The sequence below is a fragment of the Neisseria sp. HMSC067G12 genome (genome assembly GCF_001812725.1).
In the GTDB taxonomy this organism is placed as follows: domain Bacteria; phylum Pseudomonadota; class Gammaproteobacteria; order Burkholderiales; family Neisseriaceae; genus Neisseria; species Neisseria perflava.
This window is the reverse complement of sequence record NZ_KV810187.1, coordinates 56094-75797: the sequence shown is the minus strand read 5'-3', so window position 1 is coordinate 75797 and position 19704 is coordinate 56094. Positions and strand designations below refer to the sequence as shown.

The following is a 19704-nucleotide window of genomic DNA, read 5'->3' as shown; positions in this document are numbered from 1 at the left end:
ATAGGCCGTCTGAAACATTTATAATCCCAGTTTCAGACGGCCTTTAAATTGACGATATCCATATGAAACCTAGATTTATTACCCTTGACGGCATAGACGGCGCAGGCAAGTCCACCAACCTCGCAGTAATGAAAGCATGGTTTGAGAAACACCAACTGCCCGTATTGTTTACGCGCGAACCGGGGGGTACTCCGGCCGGAGAAGCATTGCGTGAAATCCTGCTCAACCCTGCCACCCAAGTCGGCCTGCGTACCGAAACCCTGCTGATGTTTGCAGCCAGGCAGCAACACTTGGAAACAGTCATTCTGCCTGCCCTGAAAAACGGCACGCATGTCGTTTCCGACCGCTTTACCGATGCAACGTTTGCCTATCAAGGCGGTGGACGCGGTGTTCCCTTGCAAGATATTGCCACGCTTGAGCATTGGGTGCAGGGCGATTTCCGTCCAGATTTAACTTTGCTGTTGGATGTGCCTTTGGAAGTATCGATGGCGCGCATCAACCAAACGCGTGAGAAAGACCGCTTTGAACAAGAAGAAGCCGAGTTTTTCAATCGGGTGCGCGAAGTGTATCTGCAACGTGCTAACGAACAGCCGGAACGCTATGCCGTCATCGACAGCAGCCAAAGTCTGGACGCGGTAAAAAATCAGATTGAAACCGCGCTGGACAGTCATTTTGGATTGAATGTTTAAGTTTAAATAAAATGCCGTCTGAAAGAAGGGTAGTGTGGCGAAGAAATATTATTACAGAAGTTTTTAGACATAAAACCAAATAAAACGAAATATCAAAACAAATGTAATAAATATCGGTATGCGCCACCAAAAGAACATGATAAAATTACGGTCCCTTACAAAGCCGGACTGTTAACAACCCGACTTTAGAAAATTTAAACGTCTGAAGCAGCCTGTTTCAGACTTATTCGCTGTAAAATCTCTCTCGCAAACAGGATCGATAAATGGAAAATTCATTAAAAGAAGCCGCCCTGCAGTTCCACGAATTCCCCGTGCCGGGCAAAATCTCCGTTACCCCAACCAAATCTCTGGCCACGTCTAAAGATTTGGCGTTGGCGTACTCTCCGGGCGTAGCCGCTCCTTGTATGGAAATCCATGCCGATCCGCAAACTGCCTACAAATACACTGCCAAAGGCAATTTGGTTGCCGTGATTTCCAACGGTACAGCAGTGTTGGGTTTGGGCAACATCGGCGCATTGGCCGGTAAACCTGTAATGGAAGGCAAAGGCGTATTGTTCAAAAAATTCGCCGGTGTTGATGTATTCGACATCGAAATCGATGAAAAAGACCCTCAAAAATTGGTAGACATCATCGCTTCTTTGGAACCGACTTTCGGCGGTATCAACCTCGAAGACATCAAAGCGCCTGAGTGCTTCTACATCGAACGCGAATTGCGCAAACGTTGCAAAATCCCCGTATTCCACGACGACCAACACGGTACTGCCATCATTACCGCTGCCGCTGTACTGAACGCTTTGCGTTATACCGGCCGCAAAATTGAAGAAGCGACTTTGGTGTGCTCCGGCGCAGGTGCGGCCGCGATTGCCTGCTTGAACCAATTGCTGGATTTGGGTTTGAAACGCGAAAACGTGACCGTTTGCGACTCCAAAGGCGTGATTTACAAAACCCGCGAAGACAAAGACCGTATGGACGAGTCCAAACAGTTCTACGCCATCGAAGACAACGGTCAACGCGTATTGGCTGATGCCGTTAAAGGTAAAGACATCTTCTTGGGTCTGTCCGGCGCAAACCTGCTGACGCCTGAAATGCTGAACACCATGAACGAAAAACCAATCGTGTTCGCCATGGCAAACCCGAATCCGGAAATCCTGCCTCCATTGGCAAAAGAAACCCGTCCGGATGTGGTCATCGGTACCGGCCGTTCAGACTTCCCGAACCAAGTGAACAACGTATTGTGCTTCCCATTCATCTTCCGTGGCGCATTGGATGTCGGCGCGACCACCATCAACGAAGAAATGAAACGCGCCTGCGTGTATGCACTGGCTGACTTGGCAATGGAAGAGGTAACTGAAGAAGTGGTTGCTGCTTACGGTAAGAAATTTGAATTCGGTGCGGAATACCTGATTCCTACCCCATTCGATTCCCGCCTGTTGCCTCGCGTTGCTACAGCTACTGCTAAAGCAGCAATAGAAAGCGGCGTGGCTACCCGTCCAATCGCTGATTTGGATGCGTATGCTGCTAAACTGGCCGGTTTGAAATTGTAATCCGGTAAGTAGTATTTGATTGAAAATGCTGTCTGAAAGTTGTATTTCAGACGGTATTTTTGTTTATTGGGTATTTTATAGAGGGTTTAATGAAACGGTTGGAATGATGAACATGGTAAGCTGCCGATTCAAAATAGGCGTGGAAATATGAATTGCTTTCTAAAATAGGTTTCTTATTTTTGAGCCGCTTTGATTTTGCAGAATTTGTATGGGATTAAATACAATATTTTTGCCAGCTTTTTAAACAACATCAGGCCGTCTGAAATCGGGTTTTTCAGACGGCCTGAGTTAATGAAACGGTTTATTTTTGCCAATAGGTTTTGACGTTGACGAACTCGTACAGCCCGAATTCTGATAGCTCGCGTCCATAGCCTGAAGCTTTGACGCCGCCAAAGGGGAGGCGCAGGTCGCTGCTGGTGTGACGGTTGATAAAGACAGAGCCTGCTTGGATTTTTTCGGCGTATTGCCATGCGTTTGCTGTGTCTGCTGTGTAGATACAGGCGCCGAGGCCGAAAGGTGTGTCATTGGCAAGTGCGACGGCATGATCCGGATTGTTGGCGCGTAAGATCATGGCAACCGGGCCGAAGACTTCTTCGTGCCAAACGCGGCAGTTTGGATTGACTTGATCCAATACCGTGGCAGGGTAAAACCAGCTTTCTCCCTCAGGGATATAGCCGCCGCTTAAGCATTGCGCACCGTGTGTAACCGCATCTTCAACCTGCTCGTGTACGGTTTGACGCAGGTCTTGGCGGTGAAGTGGGGCAAGGGTGGTGTTCGGATCTTTGGGATTGCCGGTTTGCAGTTTGGCGCACTCGGCAAGGAAGAGTGGGATAAATTGTTCGGCAATATCTTGGGTAACAACGATGCGTTTAGCGGCATTGCAGGATTGTCCGGCATCGCGAAAGCGCGAATAGCAGGCATCGATGGCTGCGCGTTGCAGATCGGCGTCGGGTAGGATGATAAACGGATTGCTGCCGCCCAATTCAAGGACGTTTTTTTTCAGATGTCTGCCTGCATGTGCGGCCAGCAAGCGGCCGGTATGGGTCGAACCGGTAAATGCCATGGCATCGGTATCTTTAATGGCTTTAAGCGTGTCTTCATGGTTTAACCATGCGCCGATAAGCGGCAAACCTTTGGGGATGAGGCTGAAGAGGGTTTCGCTGACGCGGGCGACACTGGGCGCAGGTTTGACCGCGCAGGCATTGCCGGCGCACAGGGCAGGGATGGCAAATCGTAAAATCTGCCAAACAGGATAGTTCCACGGCATGACTGCCAAAACAACGCCCAAAGGCTCGAAACGGACTTGGCTGAGGCTGGCTTGGGTGGCGATGGTTTTATGGGCAAGCAGTTCGGGGGCAAGACGGACGTAGTAGCGGATAAGCTCGATGGATTTATTGATTTCGGCACGGCATTCGTGCAGGCAGCGTCCGACTTCTTCGCAAACCATTTCAGCAAGGCGTTCTTGGTTTTGGGTAAGGCTGTCGGCAAATTGCTGTAAGAGGGCGGTGCGCTCGGTAATGCTTGATTGAGCGAAGGTTTGCTGAAGGGTTTGGAGGCGGTTTAATTCGTCGGTAAATTCAGTGTAGTTTTGTGCCGGTCGGCGGCAAATGGTTTCACCGGTAAAGACATGGGTGCTGTGAAACATGGTTGGCTCCTTTGTTTTTATGTTTTTATGAGGCCGTCTGAAAATGTTTCAGACGGCCTTTTATTGTGATAATTGTACTTCAAGCGACCAGTTGGGGAAAAATAGATTTTAAGCCGGCAACAATAATCTCTACGGAAATGGCAGCAAGCATCATGCCCATGATACGGTTGAGGATGGTCAGGCCGGTCGTGCCCAAGCGTTTACTGATGCGTCCGGCAACGATCAGGATGAGATAGCAAATCAGGCTGACCAGAAAGCCGGAGATGATAATTAGGGCAATATCGCTGTAATTTTTGGCGGCAGAGGAGTAAATAATGACGGTAGAGATACCGCCGGGGCCGATGGTAATCGGAATGGCAATGGGTACGACGGCAATGGCTTTTTCATTGCGGCGGACTTGTTGCGCACTTTGATGTTCTTCTGAATGGGAATCAATTTTGGGTTTGGCAGGATTATCGTTGCCGTTCATTAAGGAGATGGCAATCAGCAAAACCAGAATACCGCCGCCGACTTGGAAGGAGCCGACGCTGATGCCGAGTACTTTCAACAAGATACCGCCGCCCAGTGCAAAGACGACAATCACGATGAAAACAGCCAATGCGGCAGTACGCGCGATTCTGCGCTTTTCTTTGGTGCTGTGGTTTTGTGTCAGGTCAAGATAAATTGAGAGCGCGCTGAAGGGGTTGATCAGTACAAGAAGTGCAACGAGAAGTTTGCCGATTTCTACACCTAATTCCATATTATTCCTTGCTTGCAGTTAGGTCGTCGTTGTCTATATTACGACGGCGGAGGTTTTTGTGTTCATTGGCAATACCCATCAACAGGGCGAGTACCACCATGATGGAAAGTGTAGCTGTACCGCCGTAGCTGACCAGGGGAAGGGGGACGCCGACAACGGGCAAAATACCGCTGACCATGCCCATGTTTACAAAGGCATAGCAGAAAAAGGTCATGGTCAACGCGCCTGCCAGAGTACGGCTGTAAAGGGATTGAGCTTGCGCGGCAATCCACAATCCGCGTGCCAGAATGATAAGGTAAACCAGCAGTAAAAGGATATTACCAATCAGGCCGAATTCTTCGCCGAATACTGCGAAAATAAAGTCAGTCGTTGATTCGGGAATATAGTCCAAATGGGTTTGCGTACCGTTGAGCCAGCCTTTGCCCCATACACCGCCCGAGCCGATGGCAATCATGGATTGGATGATGTGGTAGCCTGCACCTAACGGGTCTTTGGTTGGATCGAGCAGGGTGAGGACGCGGGTTTTCTGGTAGTCGTGCATGCCGTAATTCCACAAGAGCGGCAAGGCGGCTACAAAGGCAATAATAGCGGAAAAAATGGCTTTCCAAGGCAGTCCGGCAAAGAAGATGACAAAAATACCTGAAGCCATAATCAGCGCGGCCGTCCCCAGATCTGGCTGCTTCAAAATCAGGGCGACAGGAACAAGAATCAGCACGAGGGCGACAATATAATGTATCCATTTCAGACGGCCTTCATAGCGTTGGAAATACCACGCGACAGTCATGGGAATACCGATTTTCATGATTTCGGAAGGTTGGATACGGGTAAAGCCGATACTCAGCCAACGGGTCGAGCCGTTGACGGTAACGCCGGCGACTTCGACGCCAATCAACAGTAATACGCCGACAATGTAAACAGGCAGGGCGACTTTGGCAGCCGTTTGCGGCTTGAATACGGCGATAATCCATAAAAGGGCAAATCCCAAAACAGTATGGATGGTTTTGTTTTCCAATTGTCCGAACTCTTGCCCGTCTGCAGAATAGAGCAGGAACAGGCTCATGATGTAGATGGCGAGCATGGCAAAAAACAGCCAAGGGTCAATCGGGGCTGCAATGGTGGATTTGAAATTTTTCCACGCTGATGTGTTATTCATGATGAACCTCCGGCTGTGAGGCAGGGCTTGTCGGCGTCAGTCCGTAGGCAGATTGGAAAATGCTGGGAATAGGCTGATGTTTGTCCGTTGTTTCAGTTTTGGCTAAATCTGACTCAAGGCCGTCTGAAAACTGTTGCGGCTTGACGTGAAGCATATAAAAATCAGTCATTTCACGAGCCAATGGCGCGGCATACGCACCCCAACCGCCGTTTTCCAAAATAACGGCAATGGCGATTTCAGGTTTTTCCAATGGCGCAAACGAGATAAACCATGCGTGGTCGCGGTGTTGTTCGCGCAGGGCTACGGCGTTGTAGCGGCCGCCCTGTTTGATTTGTACGACCTGGGCCGTACCGGTTTTACCGCCCATCGTATAGGCGAGTCCGCCACTGATACGGTGCGCCGTACCGCCCGGTTTCAATACCTTTTCCATTGCGCGTTTGACGTATTCGAAGTTGTCTGCTTTGAACGGAATTTGACGCTCGGGATTGGGGTTGATACGGGTAATTTTGCGTGCGCCGAAATCCAATACTTCTTTGACCAAATGCGGCTGATGGACGACACCGTCATTGGCAAGAGAAGCTGTCGCATGTGCCATTTGCAAAGGCGTGTAGGCGTTGTAGCCTTGGCCGATGCTGACAGAAACCATTTCGCCGGCGCGCCATTCTTTGGCGGTAGGGTCGGAAGATTTGGCAAAGCGTTTGGCTTTCCATTCGCGGCTGGGCAAAACGCCTGCGTATTCGCTGGGCAGGTCAATGCCGGTTTTTTGGCCGAAACCGAATTGCGCCAGATACGGAGAGGCTTTATCGATACCCATTTCGTAACCCAAACGGTAGAAGAAGGTATCTGAGGATACTTGAATGGCTTTGCTCAAGTTGGCCGAGCCGTGACCGCTGCGGACGGAGTCGCGGAAGATATGGCGGCTGCCGGGTATGCTCCATGCGCCGGGAGCGGGGACGATGGTGTTTTGAGTGATTTTGCCGCTTTCCAACAAAGCCATGCCCATAAAGGGTTTGAATGTAGAACCCGGCGGATAAAGGCCTTGGGTAACGCGGTTGATCAAAGGCTTTTTCCAATCGTCATTCAGCATTTTCCAAGTGTCGCTGTCGATGCCATCAATAAAGAGGTTGGGATCGAAGGAAGGTTTGGAAACAAATGCCAAAACAGTACCGTCTTGCGGATTGATGGCCACCAATGCGCCACGGCGGTCGCCCAAGATGCGGTCGGCTTCCTGCTGCATGCGGATATCCATGCCTAGGCGCAAGGTTTGCCCCATTTTGGACGGGACATTTTTCAATATGCGGACGATATTGCCGTAAGCGTCTTTTTCGACTTCCTGATAGCCTGGGATGCCATGAAGCTGGTGTTCGTAATATTTTTCCAAGCCTGATTTGCCGATATGCGTACTGCCGCGATAGAGGGCAGTCAGGCCTTCTTCTTCCAGAATTTCTTTGTCTTTATCGCTAATACGGCCGATGTAGCCTAAGAAATGGGAGGTCAGCTTGCCGTAAGGATATTCGCGAAATGTGCGTGAGTTGACCTCTACGCCTTTGAATTCGCGCAGATGCACGGACAAACGGGCTGCCTCTTCATCGGTCAGCCTGAGCTTGAGTGGGATATTTTCAAATTTTCGATAGCTTTCGCGGTATTTTTTGAAGCGTTTTAAATCTGTCGGCGTGATATCGACGTATTTTTTCAATGCTTCAATGACATCTTCCATCTTACCTTCGATGCGGCTGGGAATAACTTCGAGCGAAAAGACTGGATAGTTTTTGGCCAAAGGAACGCCGTTGATATCGACGATTTCGCCACGTACGGGCGGAGTTGGAATCAGGGTGATGCGGTTACTCGATGCCTGACCGGAAAACTCATTGTGTTGAGTCACTTGCAAGTAAAAGAACCGCGCCAGCAAGATGGAAAAGAAGATGACAATCAGGACAAAAGCAACGAGCAGGCGCAATAAAGCGTCGGCTTGTGCAGCCTGAGCAGAAGGTTTTTTGGTATGTTGACCACCGGAAAGACGGCGTGGAAGAATCGGTTTCATCTTTTCAGTGGGAGCGGTAAATACGGGTCACAATCAGCATCAGCTGGCTGAGTATCGGCCAAAGCAATGCGCCGACAAATGGGGCAACAAAGCCTTGCAAAGTAATGACCTGATGATTGAGGAACAGACGGGCAACAGTTAAGACGGCCTGATTGAGAAGCAGCGCAGCCAAGACAGCGGCCAATTGCATAATATGGCCGTAAAGCATGATTTGGCGGCGGCGGTTTAAGATGAAATAAGTCATCACGACGTAAGACAGGGCATGTAATCCCAAAGTCGCGGCGGTTGCTGCATCGACAATCAGACCGATGGCAAAAGCCAGTCCCATGCCTGCGCGTTGCGGTTGGTGCAATGCCCAATACAGTAACATCAGTGCCGTCATTTCAGGCAGCCAGAAGAATCCGTCAAAGGAAAACGGCATAAAGTCCAGTATCATCATCACAATGAGACTGGCCGCCATGATGTGCAGCGGTACTGCACGGTAAGAATCGTCAAAATCGTTCATGAAATCAGCGTGGGGAAGAAGGGCCGGAAGAAAGTACCAAGACAAAACGGCTGCTGCGTAAAGCGGCCAAAGGCGTCAGTTGCGTATCGTAATAAGGCGTTCCCGATGCGCGAACAACCTTGCTGACGGTTGCAACGGGAATCCCCGCCGGATAAGTACCATCCAAACCAGAAGTCAGCAGAATATCGCCGGGTTTCAAGTCTGAGCCGGTTGGGAAATAGCGCAAATCCAAACCGTTGCCATTGCCGTATGCCAAGTTGCGTTCGCCGGTACGGCTGACGGCTATGGGGACAATGCTTTGTCCGCTTGAGATCAGTTCAATTTCCGCGCTTTGTGTGTGGACTTGTGTCAACAGGCCAATCAAACCGCTTTGATCGATGACCGCATCGCCAACTTTCAAGCCATCTTGGCTGCCCTTGCCGATAATCAGTCTTTCGGAAAGCGGATCTTTACCATTGGAAATGACTTCCGCACCGATAACGTTGTGAATGCCTTTTTGTTGCAAACCGTACAGTTTTTTCAATTCGCGCAATTCATCGGTATTGACTTTATCCCGCTGCAAATCGATTTTCAGACGGCCATTTTCTTCCAAAAGCCGGCGGTTCTGTTCCAAGAGCTCAGATTTGGACTGGGAGAGGTCGGCAAAATATTGATAAAGTTGAACAGGTTGATTCGCCAGCCATTGAACAGGATAGAGCATGGGCATTACTGCCGCACGTACAGGCTGCATCAATGAAAAGCGGTAATCGGCCACCATCAGGCCGGCAGCCAGCGTGATATAAACGACAAAACGAGGCAACAGCTTAGGGCCTTTTGCCTCGTCAAAGCGCAAAGAAGAGCGTTCCATAACCATCTACCTTATGGGTTTTCCGTGAATACGGTATCCCATTTGCCGATATAGTCCAAAGCCTTACCGGCGCCATAGGCAACGCAGTTCAGAGGCTGGTCGGCAATACCGACGGGCAGGCCGGTTGCATCGGCTAAGACGGTATCAATACCGTGCAGAAGCGCGCCGCCGCCGGTCAGCATAATGCCTCGGTCGGCAATGTCGCCGGCCAGTTCGGGTGGAGCCTGTTCCAAAGCCAGACGGACGGCACGGATGATTTGATTTACCGTTTCACTCAATGCTTCACGGATTTCATTTGATGTAACCGCCAAGGATTTAGGCGTGCCTTCAGCCAGATCACGGCCTTTAATGCGCATGGCTGTTTCGGTTTCAAAGCCCGATGCAGAGCCGATTTGTTTCTTCAATTCTTCTGCCGTAGCTTCACCAATCAAGACACCGCGATGACGGCGCAGGTAATGGATGATGCTTTTATCGAATTCATCGCCGGCTGCGCGGACAGAAGCAGAATAGGCCATGCCGCCCAGTGAAAGAATACCGATTTCAGTCGTACCGCCGCCAATATCGACAATCATCGAACCTGCCGCATCTTCAATCGGCAAGCCTGCGCCTAAAGCGGCAGCCATCGGTTCTTCAATCAAATGTACGCTTGCCGCGCCGGCGGCAAACGCTGAATCCAAAATCGCTTTACGTTCCACTTGGGTAGAGCCGCCCGGAACACAGATAACCACACGAGGCGGAACCAAAGACCGTCCTTCGGTGGCTTTTTTAATCAACATACCCAGCATACGCTCGGTAATCACAAAATCAGCAATCACGCCGTCCCTCATCGGGCGGACGATTTCAATATTGCGCGGCGCACGGCCCTGCATTTTTTTGGCTTCCGTGCCCACAGCCATAATTTTACTTTTATTGCCTGCGCCGGATTGAATCGCAACCATAGACGGTTCATCCAAAACAATCCCTTTGCCGCGTACAAAAATCAGCGTGTTGGCCGTGCCCAAGTCGATGGCAATATCATTGGAGAGGAAACGAGATAAAAGACGAAACATAGGATTCCTGAAATTCCGGCCCAGCCCGGATGTGTTTAGCATTATTTAAAATAAGAAAAACAGGTACACGGTTTAAGACGGATAAATGCCCCCTTAAAAGGCCGTCTGAATTAAAACACCATGCCAACCTGTTTGGTTTTCGGTTATAATTCTTCGCTTCATAGAAGACGAAATGCAATGATACCCCAAACCTAAGAGGCATTGCTATCAGACAAGGATTTTTTATGGCTTTAAGCTTAAATGATGTGGAAAAAATCGCAAAACTCTCGCGCCTCACTTTAACGGACGAAGAAAAAAACAAAACGCTTGCCGAGTTGAACGACATTTTCGCCATGGTTGAAAACATGCAAAGCGTCAATACCGACGGCATTGAACCCATGGCGCATCCGCACGAAGCCGCTTTGCGCCTGCGCGAAGATAAAGTGACTGAAACCGATCATGCCGCAGAATATCAGGCTGTTGCCCCCGAAGTGCGCAACCGACTGTATATCGTTCCTCAAGTGATTGAAGAATAAGGTTTCAGATGGCCTTTGCTTATCGGCAAGCCCCTATTGCAAGGCCGTCTGAAAGGATACTTTGTTCAGACGGCCCGATTTATTGATTTAAACGGATGTTTTCAATATCTGTTTTGAAAGCAAAAACTGTTTTATAGAAAGTACGGCACAATGACCGCTTACACGCTCAAACAAGCCAGCAGCCTGCTGCAATCCAAACAAATTTCCGCAGTCGAATTGGCGACCGAATATTTGGCCGCTATTGCTGCGAAAAACCCTGCCATCAACGGCTATGTGACCATCGATCAAGATAAGACCCTTGCTGAGGCCAAAGCAGCCGATGCGCGTATCGCAGCCGGCAATGCAACGGCTTTGACCGGTGTGCCGGTTGCTTATAAAGATATTTTCTGCCAAACAGGTTGGCGCAGTGCATGCAGCTCCAAAATGTTGGATAACTTTGTTTCTCCTTATACTGCCACTGTGGTGCAAAACCTGTTGGATGCCGGCATGGTGACTCTCGGCCGTACCAATATGGACGAATTTGCCATGGGTTCGACCAATGAGACTTCATTCTACGGCGCAACCAAAAACCCATGGAATCTTGAGCATGTTCCCGGCGGTTCGTCAGGCGGTTCGGCTGCTGTGATTGCGGCGCGTTTGGCACCGGCTGCGTTAGGTTCGGATACCGGCGGTTCTATCCGCCAGCCAGCATCGCATTGTGGCATTACCGGCATCAAGCCGACTTACGGTACGGTTTCACGCTTTGGTATGGTTGCTTATGCTTCCAGCTTTGACCAAGCCGGTCCTATGGCGCAAACGGCCGAAGACTGCGCGATTTTGTTGAACGCCATGGCCAGCTTTGACGAGCGCGATTCCACCAGCTTGGAGCGCGACAAAGAAGACTACACCCGTGATTTGGACAAGCCGCTCAAAGGTTTGAAAATCGGTTTGCCTAAAGAATATTTCGGCGAAGGCGCGGATGCCGATGTTCAGACGGCCTTGCAAAGTGTTATCGATTTGCTCAAAGCTCAAGGCGCAGAGACTGTTGAAGTTTCCCTGCCGCAAACATCATTGTCGATTCCTGCTTATTACGTTCTCGCCTCTGCGGAAGCAAGTACCAACTTATCCCGTTTTGACGGCGTACGTTATGGCCACCGTGCGGCGCAATTCGGCGATTTGGAAGAAATGTATAGTAACACCCGTGCCGAAGGTTTCGGCAGCGAGGTTAAGCGCCGTATCATGATCGGTACTTATGTATTGAGTCATGGTTACTACGATGCTTATTATCTGAAAGCGCAAAAACTGCGTCGTCTGGTTGCCAATGATTTTCAGACGGCCTTTGGTCAATGTGATTTCATTTTGGCGCCGACTGCACCGACTGCCGCGCCAAAACTCGGCAGCGACATTCACGACCCTGTACAAATGTACTTGTCCGATATTTACACCATCGCCGTGAACCTTGCCGGTTTGCCCGCATTGACTCTGCCAGCCGGTTTCAGCGCAAACGGCCTGCCGATTGGTGTGCAATTTATCGGCAACTATTTCTCCGAAGCCAAAATTTTGGGTGCTGCACATCAGGTTCAGCTGAGCAGCGATTGGCACACCAAAGCGCCGGAATAATGTTTTAGGGCCTTGATGATTCAAGGCCGTCTGAAAATAAACCATATAAAAGCGCCTGAATGTATTGAGGTGCTGCATATTGTAGATATTTAAAAACATGACAGCCACCGACTTCATTCAAATCATTGGGACAGCTGCGTTTGCCATTTCAGGCTATTTGGTCGGCTACAACAAGCGGTTGGATGTGCTCGGTGTCGTCATTACTGCGTTACTGACGGCTGTCGGCGGCGGCATGATACGCGATGGCTTGGTTGGCCGGATTCCGCAAGTGTTTTTGCAAACCGATGCGCTGATTGTTGTGTTTGCTACGCTTGCTATCGCATGGTTGATAAGGGTGCAACGTTATCGCAGCACCTATTTGGCCGCTGCTTTTATTATTGCCGATGCCATTGGTTTGGCAGCGTTCAGCATTACCGGTGCACAAATCGGTATGGCTTTGCAGCTTAATCTGTTCGGCGTTATTTCTTTGGCTTTTGTGACTGCCGTTGGTGGCGGTATTGCGCGCGATATTTTGGTCAATGATGTACCGATGATTTTGCGTACCGACCTTTACGGCAGCGTGGCTATTTTGATTGGCGGGCTGATTTATCTGTTCGGGCATTTGGGCTGGATTAATATTTTTACGTTAAACCTGCTCTTTGCCGGCGGATTGTTGTTCCGTCTGACTGCATACCATTTCCATTGGCAACTGCCCGGTTTCCAACGCCGCAGGAAATAAACTTATCTTACAGGCGGCCTGTTATGGTTTTTTATTCAGGCCGTCTGAAAAACGAATCACTCATTTAACCGATTAACTTTTTTTTCGACAGAAAGACCCTTATGACTTGGGAAACCGTAATCGGACTGGAAATCCACGTCCAACTCAACACCCAATCCAAAATCTTCAGCGGCGCATCCACTGCATTCGGTGCCGAACCTAATGCCCATGCCAGCGTGGTTGAGTGTGCGTTGCCGGGCGTATTGCCGGTAATGAACCGCGAAGTCGTCGAAAAAGCCATCAAACTCGGTTTGGCTTTGGATGCGAAAATTAATCAGAAAAACGTGTTCGACCGTAAAAACTATTTCTATCCTGATTTACCGAAAGGCTATCAAATCAGTCAGTTGGATTTGCCGATTGTTGAGCATGGCAAATTGGAAATCGTAGTGGGTGACGAGGTTAAAACCATCAATGTTACCCGTGCGCACATGGAAGAAGATGCGGGTAAATCCGTACATGAAGGTTTGAACGGTGCTACCGGTATCGACTTGAACCGTGCCGGTACGCCTTTGTTGGAAGTTGTCTCCGAGCCTGAAATGCGTTCCGCAGCCGAAGCTGTGGCATATGCTAAAGCGTTGCATGGTTTAGTGACTTGGCTGGATATTTGCGACGGTAATATGGCGGAAGGTTCGTTCCGTGTTGATGCCAACGTTTCTGTACGTCCAAAAGGTCAGGCCGAGTTCGGTACACGCCGTGAAATCAAAAACCTCAACTCTTTCCGCTTCTTGGAACAAGCCATCAATTATGAAGTGGAAGCGCAAATCGAAATTTTGGAAGATGGTGGTAAAGTACAGCAGGCAACCATGCTGTTTGATCCTGAAAAAGGCGAAACCCGTGTGATGCGTTTGAAAGAGGATGCGCACGATTACCGCTATTTCCCGGATCCGGATTTGCTGCCGGTCATTATTTCAGACGGCCAATTGCAAAAGGCCAAAGAGCAAATGCCTGAGTTGCCGCATGAAATGGCGGCGCGTTTTGTTGCCGATTACGGCGTGTCTGACTATGATGCGCGCCTGTTGACTGCCAGCCGCGCCCAAGCTGCCTATTTTGAAGAAGCGGCCAAAGCCTGCGGCCAAGGTAAATTGACGGCGAACTGGATGAACGGCGAGCTTGCCGCTACCTTGAACAAAGAAGGTTTGGAATTGGCTGAAAGCCCGATTACAGCTCCACGCCTTGCCGAGTTGGTTGCTAAAGTTGCAGATGGAACATTAAGCAGCAAATTGGCGAAAAAAGCTTTTGAAGCGATGTGGGCTGAGCCTGAAGCAGGTATTGCCGAAATCATCGAAAAACATGGTTTGCAACAGATTACTGACACTGGCGCAATTGAAGCGATGGTGGATGAAGTGTTGGCAAACAATGCGAAAGCCATTGAGCAATTCCGTTCCGGTAATGAAAAAGCCTTAAATGCGATTGTCGGCCAAGTGATGAAAGCAAGTAAAGGCAAGGCCAATCCGGCTCAGGTTCAAGAGTTGATTAAAGCCAAATTGGCTTGATAGATAGGATAGGCCGTCTGAAAACAGGTTTTATTTTCAGACGGCCTTTGTTTTTGATAATAAATTTATTCTAAATACCATGACACATACCATTACCTTACCAGATCAAACTACATTTACGGCGAATGAGGACGAAACTGTTCTTGCTGCCGCAACCCGTCAGAATTTAAATTTGCCTCATTCTTGCAAAAGTGGTGCCTGCGGGCAGTGTAAGGCTGAGTTGATTAGTGGCGAATTTGAAATGGGCAAACATATTGATAAAGCCATCAGTGAAGAAGAAAAAGCACAAGGTAAAGTGTTATTGTGCTGTACCACTGCAAAGAGCGACCTCAAAATCAATGTGCCGGGTTTTAATCAAAATGCTTTGCCGGTGCGCACTTTGCCTGTACGCATTGAAACGATTGAAATCAAACATGATGTTGCTTTGTTGCGATTGGCTTTGCCTAAAGCGCCGTCATTTGCATTTTATGCCGGACAATATATTGATTTGCTGCTTCCCGGCAATATCAGCCGCAGCTATTCAATTGCCAATTCTCCTGACCAAGAAGGTGTTTTGGACCTGCATATCCGCAAACGTGAAAACGGCGTATGCTCAGAAATGATTTTTGGTGCCGAGCCTAAAATCAAAGAAAAAGGCATTGTCCGCGTTAAAGGGCCATTAGGTACATTCACTTTGCAACAGGACAGCAATAAACCGATTGTTTTGTTGGCAACGGGTACAGGTTACGCACCTATCCGCAGCATCTTGCTTGATTTGATTCATCAGAATAGCGAACGTCAGGTTCATTTTTACTGGGGAGCACGTCAGCAGGAGGATTTGTACGCATTGGAAGAAGCAGAAGCATTAATAGACCGTCTGAAAAATGCGAAATTCTCGCCTGTTCTTTCTAAGCCTGATTCCGATTGGAAAGGGGAGAATGGGTACGTGCAAAATGTTGCCGCACAAAATTATCCTGATTTGAGCCAATACGAAGTTTATGCTTGTGGGTCACCAGCTATGACCGAGAGTGCGCAAAGTTTGCTGACTCAAAATTGCGCTTTACCGGAAGATGCCTTCTTCTGTGATGCTTTTTCACCGGCATAGGAATATATTTTACGGAATTCATATGTTTGGATAAGGGTATTTAGCATAGGGTTTGACGACAATTCGTTTGAAGAAGAGAGTGTGTTTTTGCACACTCTTTTTTTATACAGTAATTTTCAAAAAATATTTTTATCTTTAAGTAAAGACTATTCTGTTTGTTATCAAACATTAACTTGATTATCTATCATCAAGAAAAAGGCCGTCTGAATCTTTCAGACGGCCTTTGTTTTAAAGATAATATTAGCTACCAATCAGTTTCAAACGTTGACCGGGAGATACGGTACGGGTATTGCGGTTCCAACGGCGGATATCGTTAATATCAACATTGAAACGGCTGGCGATGGTGTTCAGGGTATCGCCTTTACGTACAGTGTAGGAAACGTTTTGAACCGGGTTGCTGCGGACTTTTGCCGGAGTAGCTGTAACACGGAGGATTTGGCCTTTTCTGATATTGTTGCCTTTGATGTTGTTGGCAATAATCAAATCAGCTACGCTCAAGTTGTAACGTTTGGAGATATTAAACAACGTATCACCATCTTCCACACGGTGTGTGCCTGCTGCAAGTGCTACAGTTTGTGTGTTTTGTTGGCCATTTACACGGGCAAGACGCGCATTGATGCGTTGTTGTTGTTTAGCGGTATTGGCTGCGATACGTGCTGTACGAGCGCTTTCGGCAGTCACAACAGTTTGAACTTGTTTGGCTTCAGAAGTCGCTTCAGCAACAGTCGCTGCAGGTTCCTCCGCAGGTTGGCTTTGTACCAAAGCCATCAGGTCATCATGCTCTTCTTGAACCGGAGCAACAGCAACAGATTCAACTGCTGGAGTAGGGGCTACATCGTTTGCGGCAACAGTCGGTGCAGTCAAGTCGGCAGGGATAGCTGCTTTTGGTGCTTCAGCAACATTTGTGGCAGCAGGCTCAGCAGTAATATGGGTCATGGCTACAATAGGGGCGGCTACTTCCGCACTTGCAACTTGAGGCTGCGCCTTGGTTTCTGTTACCGCTACGGAAGTAACGTTTTCAGTTTTGCTGCGTGCAATAAAGTCAACCGGTTTGCTGGACTGTGGAACAACAGGAGCAACAATATTGGTCACGGTAGTTTGAGCAACTTTAACCGGTTCTGCTACGCTTGAAGCAATAATCGGCGACATAGCCGGCATATTGGATTGGTAAGTATCCGGCGTATTGTCTTTGTCGATAAAGTTAATAATGTCTTGACTTTGGGTAACTGAGTTTTTAGCCACCAAAATGCTGCGGCCTTCAGAAATGGCGCTACCGCTCAGGCCGTTGAGGCGTTTGAGTTCGGCTACGCTCATGCCGGTATCGTTGGCAATGGCGTTAAGCTTCTTGTTGCCCAAAGAAGTATAAATATCCCAAGACATCAGGGTATCTGGATTGGCATTGCGGTAGTTCTTTTCAAATGCAGAAACCGCAGCAACCGGCAACAACAGACGACGGTTGTTTTTAGGGATGAATACAGGCGCATTGAAACCCGGGTTGAGTGCCAACAATTCGCTTTCGCTGATGTTTGCAAAGCGGGCGATTGTGCTGTTATCAATAGGTTTGTCGATGCTAATAGATTTGAAATACGGCTGGTTGCTGATTTCGCTGATATTCATGCCGAAGGTTTGCGGATTGGCAACGATATTGCGGACGGCCAAAAGTTTGGGAACGTAATTGCGTGTTTCGTTCGGCATACGCAGGTTTTCGTATGTCGGCTCCAAACCTTGCGCGCGGGCGCGGTTGACGGCGCGTCCGACATTGCCTTCGCCCCAGTTGTAAGCGGCAAGCGCCAAAGACCAGTCGCCGAACATGCCGTGCAGGTATTGCAGGTAGTTCAATGCGGCATCGGTAGCGGCGTAAATATCGTGGCGGCCATCATACAAAGGTGTCTTTTCCAAGCCGAAATGGCGGCCGGTAGCCGGCATAAATTGCCACAGGCCGGATGCGCCGACGTGTGATTTGGCTTTGGTTACGAATGCGCTTTCAATGAAAGGCAGCAAAGCGATTTCGGCGGGCATATTGCGTTTTTTAACTTCATTGGCAATATGGTACATATAAGGTTTGCTGCGTGAGATGGTGCGGTCGAAATATGCGCTGTTTGCAGCAAATTTGTTTTCATGGCGGCGAACCAGTTCTGTGTTGACTTCGTTGATGCGGAAGTCTTTACGCAACGATGCCCATAAACTGCCGGAGCCGAAGGTTTGTGCTTTGGCTTGGTCGAGCAGGGCGGAGTTGAGGCGCATCATGGCCATGCCGACTTGGTTGGGTGTAGCGTTTTGTGCGTAGGCTGTGGCGGAAACCGCCGACAGGCTTGAAACGGTCAGAGCGATGGTTTTTAGTTTTGCCATAGTAAATAAAGTTATCAAATATATAATAAAATTTCGTCTTTTTGATAGTATCGTTTCAGCATTTAAACGTCAAGTCGGGCAGGGAATTTGCTTGTGAGATGTGGCCGTGGTGTTAAAATTCTGTCACACAAGTCGGGATGCATAGGGGAGCCTTGAATGGAAGTTTTTTTTATGCAAACGCCAATGGGGCAATATCTTGCTCAAAAAGAGGCGGATTTTTTCAGACGGCATTTGCAGTATTTGAATAGGCAGGTGGCGGTTCAATTGGGCGGTGTATGGACTAGGCCGTCTGAAAACATGCTTGTAGTGCCTCGCGATGTGCGGATGGATGCTGAAATGTTGGCATTTGAAACGCATTCCGTGGATGTGGTATTGATGCCTCATCTTTTGGAAGTTTCATCCGCAGATTTGGTGTTGCAAGAAGCGTTTAGGATATTAAAACCTGAAGGCAGGTTGATTTTGACGGGGTTCAACCCTAAATCTTTGTGGGGATTGAGCTCTTGGTTTGATGGGGAAAAGCTGCCTTTGAAATCTCAATGTTTGGCTCTAGCTGAGTTGAAACGAAAAATTGCGGATATTGGTTTTGAAATAGAATATGGGCAGTTTATGGATTATCTGCCTGCTGTGAATTCGCCTTCTGCTTTGAAGTTTTGGCGGTTTATGGAAAAGGCGGGGGATAGGTGGTGGCCGCAGTGTGCAGCGGTTTATGGGATGGTGTTAACGAAACATTTGATTGGTGTCCATCCTTTGCCTGAATTGGAATCTGCATTCGATGGCAATACGGTTGCTTTAAGTACGGCACGTTTGGCCGAATAGTTTTCAGACGGCCTGTATATTAATGATGAATTTGGAGAATAATGATGCCTGAATTACCTGAGGTGGAAACGACTTTACGCGGGATAGAGCCGCATATTGATGGCAAAAAGATAGAAAAAGTCACTATCCGCCAGTTTAAATTGAGATGGCCTATTCATCCAAACTTGGCGCAAATTTTGGCCGGCCGCAAAGTTTTGGCATGCAACCGGCGTGCGAAGTATTTGATTATTACTTTTGAAACGGGTATTTTACTTATTCATTTGGGCATGTCCGGTAGTTTGCGGATTTTTACTGCCGATGATGAACGTATTGCCACGCCGGATAAACACGATCATTTGGATTTTGTATTTGATGACGGTACCGTATTGCGTTATCACGACCCGCGTAAATTTGGTGCGGTATTGTGGTATGAAGGTATTGCCGAGCATCATCCGCTGTTGGAAAAGCTGGGGCCGGAGCCGCTCTCGGAGGTGTTTGATGCAAATTATCTGTATCAGAAATTGAAAACGCAGAAGCGTGCGGTCAAATTGGCACTGATGGATAATGCGGTGGTGGTTGGCGTTGGCAATATTTATGCGAATGAAAGTCTGTTTAAGGCGGGTATTTCGCCATTGCGTCCGGCGAATAAGCTGACCAAGAAAGAATGCGCATCATTGGTGGAAACCATTAAAGCGATTTTGCTGAGGGCGATTGAAACGGGCGGCAGTACGCTGCGGGACTTTGTCAATAGCGATGGTAAAAGCGGCTATTTCCAGCAGGAATATACGGTCTATGGCCGCCACAATGAGCCTTGTGTCCAATGTGGCGGGTTGATTTTTAAAGAAACTTTGGGGCAGCGTGGAACATTTTATTGTCCAAATTGCCAGAAATAGTTTCAGA

Annotated in this window: 17 protein-coding genes; 9 read left to right on the top strand and 8 right to left on the bottom strand. The window is 48.7% G+C overall.

The features are described 5' to 3' along the window. Positions 1-62 precede the first annotated feature (62 nt). On the top strand, positions 63-689 hold the full coding sequence (gene tmk / locus HMPREF2871_RS02885; protein WP_004520117.1) for a dTMP kinase: 627 nt from the start codon (positions 63-65) through the stop codon (positions 687-689). Between the two features lie 263 nt (positions 690-952). Further along, on the top strand, positions 953-2233 hold the full coding sequence (locus tag HMPREF2871_RS02880; protein ID WP_079453975.1) for a malic enzyme-like NAD(P)-binding protein: 1281 nt from the start codon (positions 953-955) through the stop codon (positions 2231-2233). 301 nt (positions 2234-2534) lie between these two features. Here HMPREF2871_RS02880 and HMPREF2871_RS02875 read toward each other — a convergent pair whose 3' ends face one another. The 7 genes from HMPREF2871_RS02875 to HMPREF2871_RS02845 all read right to left on the bottom strand — a co-directional run bounded on the left by HMPREF2871_RS02875 (position 2535) and on the right by HMPREF2871_RS02845 (position 10212). Further along, positions 2535-3878, bottom strand: a complete 1344-nt coding sequence (locus HMPREF2871_RS02875) for an aldehyde dehydrogenase family protein (protein ID WP_049343990.1) — start codon at positions 3876-3878, stop codon at positions 2535-2537. A 79-nt stretch (positions 3879-3957) separates the two neighbouring features. Beyond that, positions 3958-4617 (bottom strand): MarC family protein, encoded by a 660-nt coding sequence (locus HMPREF2871_RS02870; protein WP_004520122.1) that lies wholly within the window; start codon positions 4615-4617, stop codon positions 3958-3960. Between the two features lies 1 nt (position 4618). Then, positions 4619-5770 (bottom strand): rod shape-determining protein RodA, encoded by a 1152-nt coding sequence (gene rodA, locus HMPREF2871_RS02865; RefSeq protein ID WP_049336483.1) that lies wholly within the window; start codon positions 5768-5770, stop codon positions 4619-4621. Continuing rightward, positions 5763-7811, bottom strand: a complete 2049-nt coding sequence (gene mrdA, locus HMPREF2871_RS02860; RefSeq protein ID WP_049336484.1) for a penicillin-binding protein 2 — start codon at positions 7809-7811, stop codon at positions 5763-5765. Before mrdA ends, rodA begins: the two co-directional genes overlap by 8 nt. Before the next feature lie 4 nt (positions 7812-7815). Further along, entirely contained in the window at positions 7816-8316 is a 501-nt protein-coding gene (mreD, locus tag HMPREF2871_RS02855) for a rod shape-determining protein MreD (protein ID WP_049336486.1), read from the bottom strand. Positions 8317-8320: 4 nt separating this feature from the next. Beyond that, positions 8321-9163 carry a rod shape-determining protein MreC gene (gene mreC, locus HMPREF2871_RS02850; protein WP_049336487.1) on the bottom strand — a complete coding sequence of 281 codons (843 nt, stop codon included), beginning with the start codon at positions 9161-9163 and terminating at the stop codon, positions 8321-8323. Positions 9164-9174: 11 nt separating this feature from the next. After that, positions 9175-10212: a rod shape-determining protein gene (locus HMPREF2871_RS02845; RefSeq protein ID WP_039862245.1), complete on the bottom strand. Its 1038-nt coding sequence runs from the start codon at positions 10210-10212 to the stop codon at positions 9175-9177. Positions 10213-10436: 224 nt separating this feature from the next. On the opposite strand from HMPREF2871_RS02845, the gene gatC reads away from it, so the two are divergent. The 5 genes from gatC to HMPREF2871_RS02820 all read left to right on the top strand — a co-directional run bounded on the left by gatC (position 10437) and on the right by HMPREF2871_RS02820 (position 15660). Beyond that, on the top strand, positions 10437-10727 hold the full coding sequence (gatC, locus tag HMPREF2871_RS02840) for an Asp-tRNA(Asn)/Glu-tRNA(Gln) amidotransferase subunit GatC (protein ID WP_003685110.1): 291 nt from the start codon (positions 10437-10439) through the stop codon (positions 10725-10727). Between the two features lie 150 nt (positions 10728-10877). Then, positions 10878-12326, top strand: a complete 1449-nt coding sequence (gene gatA, locus HMPREF2871_RS02835; RefSeq protein ID WP_049336489.1) for an Asp-tRNA(Asn)/Glu-tRNA(Gln) amidotransferase subunit GatA — start codon at positions 10878-10880, stop codon at positions 12324-12326. 97 nt (positions 12327-12423) lie between these two features. After that, positions 12424-13044, top strand: a complete 621-nt coding sequence (locus HMPREF2871_RS02830) for a trimeric intracellular cation channel family protein (RefSeq protein WP_049336490.1) — start codon at positions 12424-12426, stop codon at positions 13042-13044. Between the two features lie 101 nt (positions 13045-13145). Next, positions 13146-14576, top strand: a complete 1431-nt coding sequence (gatB, locus tag HMPREF2871_RS02825; RefSeq protein ID WP_003685244.1) for an Asp-tRNA(Asn)/Glu-tRNA(Gln) amidotransferase subunit GatB — start codon at positions 13146-13148, stop codon at positions 14574-14576. A gap of 79 nt (positions 14577-14655) precedes the next feature. Beyond that, a complete protein-coding gene (locus HMPREF2871_RS02820) occupies positions 14656-15660 on the top strand; it encodes an FAD-binding oxidoreductase (protein ID WP_004520131.1) in 1005 nt (334 codons plus the stop codon). A 240-nt stretch (positions 15661-15900) separates the two neighbouring features. Here HMPREF2871_RS02820 and HMPREF2871_RS02815 read toward each other — a convergent pair whose 3' ends face one another. Beyond that, positions 15901-18009 carry a LysM peptidoglycan-binding domain-containing protein gene (locus HMPREF2871_RS02815; protein ID WP_049343989.1) on the bottom strand — a complete coding sequence of 703 codons (2109 nt, stop codon included), beginning with the start codon at positions 18007-18009 and terminating at the stop codon, positions 15901-15903. A 156-nt stretch (positions 18010-18165) separates the two neighbouring features. Between HMPREF2871_RS02815 and HMPREF2871_RS02810 the strand changes: the two genes are divergently transcribed. Further along, the gene (locus tag HMPREF2871_RS02810) at positions 18166-18825 is read left to right on the top strand and encodes a class I SAM-dependent methyltransferase (protein WP_049343987.1); all 660 of its coding nucleotides are present in this window, start codon (positions 18166-18168) and stop codon (positions 18823-18825) included. Between the two features lie 44 nt (positions 18826-18869). Next, positions 18870-19697 carry a bifunctional DNA-formamidopyrimidine glycosylase/DNA-(apurinic or apyrimidinic site) lyase gene (mutM, locus tag HMPREF2871_RS02805; RefSeq protein ID WP_049344029.1) on the top strand — a complete coding sequence of 276 codons (828 nt, stop codon included), beginning with the start codon at positions 18870-18872 and terminating at the stop codon, positions 19695-19697. The last annotated feature ends 7 nt before the right edge of the window (positions 19698-19704 follow it).